Source organism: Flavicella sediminum, from assembly GCF_006381105.1.
GTDB classification, from domain to species: Bacteria; Bacteroidota; Bacteroidia; order Flavobacteriales; family Flavobacteriaceae; genus Flavicella; species Flavicella sediminum.
This window is the reverse complement of record NZ_VDET01000064.1, coordinates 1-5,964: the sequence shown is the minus strand read 5'-3', so window position 1 is coordinate 5,964 and position 5,964 is coordinate 1. Positions and strand designations below refer to the sequence as shown.

At 30.2% G+C, this 5,964-nt stretch carries 4 protein-coding genes; all 4 read right to left on the bottom strand.

Annotated features, from left to right (window positions below):
* Positions 1 to 409: 409 nt before the first annotated feature.
* The 4 genes from FGM02_RS17915 to FGM02_RS17900 are packed head-to-tail and all read right to left on the bottom strand — an operon-like array spanning position 410 to position 5,735.
* A complete protein-coding gene (locus tag FGM02_RS17915) occupies positions 410 to 1,825 on the bottom strand; it encodes a restriction endonuclease subunit S (protein ID WP_166461226.1) in 1,416 nt (471 codons plus the stop codon).
* Positions 1,818 to 3,383, bottom strand: a complete 1,566-nt coding sequence (locus tag FGM02_RS17910; RefSeq protein ID WP_139960004.1) for a hypothetical protein — start codon at positions 3,381 to 3,383, stop codon at positions 1,818 to 1,820. Before FGM02_RS17910 ends, FGM02_RS17915 begins: the two co-directional genes overlap by 8 nt.
* Entirely contained in the window at positions 3,380 to 5,503 is a 2,124-nt protein-coding gene (locus FGM02_RS17905) for a restriction endonuclease subunit M (protein WP_243739456.1), read from the bottom strand. The genes FGM02_RS17910 and FGM02_RS17905 overlap by 4 nt, the downstream gene beginning before the upstream one ends.
* 31 nt (positions 5,504 to 5,534) lie before the next feature.
* Positions 5,535 to 5,735, bottom strand: coding sequence for a helix-turn-helix domain-containing protein (locus FGM02_RS17900; RefSeq protein ID WP_028290723.1), 201 nt, complete (start codon positions 5,733 to 5,735; stop codon positions 5,535 to 5,537).
* Positions 5,736 to 5,964 lie beyond the last annotated feature (229 nt).

Below are 5,964 nucleotides of genomic sequence, written 5' to 3'. Positions count from 1 at the left end.
TGCCCGTGATACTCAGCTTAGTTGACAAAATAATACTGTGTGGATTTCCGCTTGTAAATCCCCCCGTTTTGCCTAACGGTCTTGTGTATGAAACGTAGCGTATAAATAGACACTAACTTTTCGGATTTAGCACGAGCCGAATTTTTTATTTTTATGTTTAATTTTCTTTTTAAATATAACCAAATAAAAAATTTGGCGTACTTTGCAAATATACAAAAACCTCTCGGAAAGCCTATAATAGCTATGTTTTATACACGTTGTTGTGCATAGTGCTTTTCACGTTCAGCTTGGTTTTTCCGATGTTTGTTTTTAGTTTGAAAGTGAGCGTTGGCAAGACATACTCTTTTGCAATTTTTGGTTTTGCGTTGGCTGTAGCGAATTGCGAATGTGTATGGCTTTGAGCGTTGGCTTATCCGATTATCATTTTTTCTATTTCATTTTTTGCATCTTTCAATTCATTTTTTGCTTCTAATTCTAGTTCTTTCGCTTTTTCTCTCAGTTTAGAAATATGATTAGCAATTTCATTTTGTTTTTCTATGGGTGGAACGGGAATTAATATTTTCATAATATCTGTTTCACTAATATTAGGTTGGGCACCACCATTAGAGTTTCGTAAAATCTTTTCTTGATAAATTGATAAATTCAAAATATTCATTAGGTATTCAGAATTAATATTATCTGGTTTAATAATGCCGTTTCTTTGATTTAATAGAGCGTTTTTATTGTGTTGATAAATACCTACTTTACCAATTGTAGCACCAGTCATAGCAATTAATAAGTCATTCTTTTTAATTCTATATTCTGTATATTTTGTAAGAAAATCATCTGGTAAAAAAGTAGTTTTATTTATGTCAATTAGATTTTCTTTAATATTTCTTATAGTAATTAGGAAACATTTAGAGTTGCTAACATAATCTTCTGACTTAAAAGCGTAACCAGCTTGAAATGATGCGTACTTTCTTATTGGTAAATATTTATATTTTCCTTCTCTCAAAGATTCATTTAACAATTTGAAATATGTATGATGATAATCAGCATCGAGTCTATCGCCTGAAAGTTCGCTCCAATTAACCTCAAAATATCTATTTGAAAATGAGTTGTCTTTAATTGGTAAATTGACATTTAATTCTTTAAGTAAGTAAGAATCTATACTTTCTAAAAGTGATTTAGCTTCCTCCTTTTTTATTTTTTTTGTTTCAGATGCTATTTTGTAAATGTTTATAATCGTATTTTGGATTTCAAAACTTGGACAAGGTAAACTTACATTTGCAATATCAGATAAATTTAACCTTTGCTGAATACCTCCTTTTTTTTCTATCTCAAAAAGTGATAAACCAACATTGGTGTTAATTAAGACTTGTAAATATTCAGCTAAAAATTTAGAATTTGGCTTTCTTCTAAGTATTCCGATAGCTCTATTGGCAGTAGATATTTGAAAATTTTCAGGAACAATAGAGGCTGCACCAACAGAAGCCATTATAGATAATAAAAGGTCACCAGGATATATATGGCATCTTTTTACTTTATTGAAATAATCTTCTGTAATGTAAATAGGTTTTTCATTTATGATTCTATCATTTTTTAAATCTTGAGCTCTCAAATATCTTTTTCCATTTTCTTTATCGCTAATAGCATTTTCTGGTAATTTATCGTGGTCTCCATCCTTAATTATAAAAGATGTGCCTATTTTTTCTAAAGGAAATTTAAAATTATCTACAATTTCTTTTTTTATTTTCAGATAATTTGGGTCTAATCTAGAAGCTAGTTCAGATTTATTAACCAGAAAAATTTTATTATCATTAATGTTGGAAGAAATACTATACATCAGCTTCATTATTAAAAGTGAAACCTCTTTTTAGTAAGATGTCTTTGATATTTCCAAAAATGTTATTTTCAAGAGTGTGTATAGCGTTTTCTTTATATTGATGACACATATCTTGTTCATAGTCAAAAGGTGTTCTAGTTTCATCACTTTCACGTTTTATCATTATAACACTTTTGTTTGAGTCGTTTTTTGCGTATCCCAATTCAAAAGCAACATTTACATTGCGATTACTTATATCTGCTATAAATATGTTGGACTCATTGATTTGCTCAATCATTTTGTTATTAATGTTATAGCTATCTCCTTTGTGTTGCATAATATCAAAAAGAGAAATTTTTATTTGGTCATTAACAGCTTTAATTCTATCAATTACTCTCTTATATGCTTGATTGTATGATTCAACTTCTTCTTCGCTGAAGTAAGGCATTGCTACGAACACTTTTATAGTTTGGTCAGAAACTTTATCAAAAATATCTATTAATGTTTGATACCTTGCTTCTTTAATGTCAAAAATATGGTGTTTTAAAACCCATTCTTTAAAGAAATTAAATTTTGGTTTATCTTTAACATTGTAATAGAGTAGAGCTGTAAATAAACCTTCGCTATTATTACCTTTTAGTTTAGCTTGGGCTTTGTATAGTTCATTAACTGTTAATAATGATTCTCTAACTTCCGTTACAAGTTTTTCATTATCCATTGTGCCGATTAAACTCTCAAATATACTTTTTGAAAGTCCTCTAAAATTATTATGCAAAAGATGATTTATACCTTTTAGCAATTTAGGGTCTTCAATTTGTTTATAAAGTTTCCTAACTAAAACCCCACTTTTGCCAAATATTTTCTCTAACTCTTCATCATCAAAATGCTTTTCATCATTAATTATAACTCGTAAATTTTGTTCTAATGTTAGAGGCTCTGTTTTTGAATTAATATTATAGAAAACAACCTTCTCAAATTTTTCGAAACTCCTATCTGAAATCTTTTCCATTTTTTCAGAAACGGGATTGAATTTTTCTTCAAATGTTTCTTCAAAAAGAACAATGCAGAAAGGAATATTCATTGTTCCAATTCGGTCAGAGTTTATCTCTTCTGCTGCTGTAAGTCTATGGTTACCATCTATTCTGTGAAGAGGATGTTTATTTGTCTTCACAAGTTGTTGAAGTTCGGAATCATCAAAATCAATTTCAACTACTGTAATCTCGTTAGTTTCGTTTATGTCAAAATTGTCTTGTTTTAAAATACTTGAACGTAGTTTGATTTTGTCAATATTAGAATTGAAATTTTTACCTTTCTCAATAAGTTGAATAGGTGTAGCGTCTGTTTTAGTACCTTTAACTGTTAAATCCTGTCTTAATTTTAAGCTTAAAATAACCTCTGGAAAAAATAAATAATTTTCTTCAGTTAAAAAGTTTGAAACAACCCCTTTTTGCTTTTCTAATAGTTCTCTTTGGTATTCTGGATTAGCTTTTGAAACTTTTGCTAATTCTTTAATACGAGCAAATCCTCTGATACAAATTTGGTTACTTAACGACCTGTCTAAAATTCCTCTAATAATCATACTGGATTGCTTTCTATATGGTTAATAAAGTTGGTTAGCTCTTCTCCAATCAACTCTAATTCATTTGTTTGTGTTGGTTTTCCTTTTGCATCATAGCCAATATCTTCTGCTATTGCCATAAATATTGAATAATCGGGTAGTTCCTTTCTTGATTTTTCCAAAAAGGCTTCTTGAAGTTCTTCTTTGAATAAATTGATTTTATCTGAATATTTTGAATTGATTTCGTTTCGCCAATCTTTGTATTCATCTGTTTTCTTAAATTCTGCTAATGGCATTGTAAAATGCAAACCATTCATTTCTTTTAGCTCTTTCTTCTTTTCGGATTCCCATTTGGAAATCTTTTTATAAAACTCGTATTCAGTTTTTAATTTTTCTTGAATTCTAAATTTGATAGATTGTATTTTTTCGGTTGTGGAAAGTGTATGCTTTTTTAGAAATAAAACTGAACTTTTTACACCAGCGCCAGTTGCACTAAAAGCTGTTTGTGGCATACTAACAACTGCAACAATTCTATACCATTCTTCTACAGCATCTCTAACATATTGCATACTACTATTTGTTAGTATTCCATCAGGAACAACCATTGCCAAATATCCGCCAAATGTTAAAAAATTGTAGCATTGCTCGATGAATAGAACTTCTGTACTTTGATTGTTTCTTTGAGTAATTCTTTTACTTCCTTTGTTGTCCAGCCAATCTGGTTGTTTTTTACCTAAAAAGTAGTTTTTTAAATAACTTTTTTCGGTTTTTTTGATATTACTTCCAAAAGGCGGATTAGTTATGATAAAATCAAAATGGTTGTATTTAAAACCTTTATTTTCTGTTAGTTTACCGATTTCTATTTCATTCAATAATCCATCAGAAGTGATTACGTTAGTATGTCCATCATCGTGAATAATCATATTCATTTTAGCAGCTCTACTTATTTGTTCGTTTATTTCAATTCCGTACAAATTATTTTCTGCAAAGTCGTGCCAATATTTAAAATGTCGTTTATTATGGTTTACATCTGTTTTAAATCTTGGGTATAATTCATCGGCTTGTTTTCTTACTTTATTCAGAGCATAAAGCAAGAAGCCACCACTTCCACAAGAGGTGTCTAAAACGTAAGAATCGTTTTTGATAGGTAATACTTTTACTGAAAAATCCACGATTGGTCTTGGTGTAAAATATTGACCAAAATTTCCTCTAAAAAATGAATCCATAAAGGTTTCAAAAGCTCGTCCTTTACTATCTAAATCCGTTTCGCCAAGGTTAATATCTTGAAGGTAGCCCACAATAGTTCTAATTTTTTCGGGCGACAAACGAATATTGTCTCTGAAAACTTCTTTATCTTTTTCTCTTCCTTCTTCATAAAGGGCAGTTACTCTCTTGAATAGAGCTTCGTTTGTTTTTCGGATTGCATCTTTTTCGTCCTTTCCATCTATTTGGATGATTTGAAAGTCATAAGGTTCTCCTGTTTGTCTGTCTTTCCGTTCATCCCAAATTTTACAAAAAATCAACTTGTCTAATTCATCAAATGCTTCTGATGGATTTAATTGTCCACCAGCCCAAAGAGCATCGTGAGCTTGTTTAAATCGTCTTGTTAATTCTTCTTGAGAGATTACCGAAATATCGAAAAACTTTTGTTTTCCAATTTCAATAGGCATTTCGTCTGCTTCAAAAACAAATTTGTAATTAGCTAAAGTTTCAACACCAAATTGAGGTATGTCAGATTCAGGTTCTCTAGTTAGCTTTTTCTTATTTACTTTGAAATATTCGTTTCTATTTCCTTTTGTAACCCAAACGTATTTTACATCATTTGGTAATGCGTAAGCATAACTATAAGCTTGTTCGATAGCTTGGCTAAATTCCTGCTCACTTATATCTTGCTTTTTACACTCAATTAATATGTGTGGTTCCTCTAAGCTATCGTCATTGTAAACAACAATGTCGGCTTCTTTTGTTTCAACTCCCATTTTAACTGAAACGAAGTTTATTACTCTTTCAACAGGATAATTATATTGTAAAACAAGACTACAAAAGGTTTCTGCTTGAACTTGTTCTTCAGGATTGTTATAGTTGCGTTTTTTGTTTTGGTTAACGTAAGTAACGAACTTTTTTTCTTCATCAAACTTGATGATGCCAGTTTCTATGCCTTTTCTATCAAGTTCATATATTCTCTTTATTCGATATTATTAATTCTTTTATGTCAATCTGTAAGATTTCTGCAATCTTGTATAGGTCTTCCAAACTAGGTTGTCGCTTATTTCTTGCGTATTCATTTATGGTCGTGTAACTTTTGTCCATTTGTTCAGCCAACCAAGTCTGAGATATTCCTTTGTTTTTAAGAACTTCTTTTATTCGGTTCATTTTAAACCTTTTTATTAATTCAGACGCAATTTATGAAAAATTCGCTGAATTATAGTGAAAATGTTCGTTGTTTTATCGTGATTATGCGGTGGGAAGAAACAGCTCTTTTGTTTTTTTGCGTTGGCTTATGTGTTGGCAAAAAAAAACAAATGTGCTGTTTGAGCGTTGGCGTTTTTAGTTCAAATGCTTATGGTTAGCACGATTTTCCGCATTATGCACAACGGTTTTG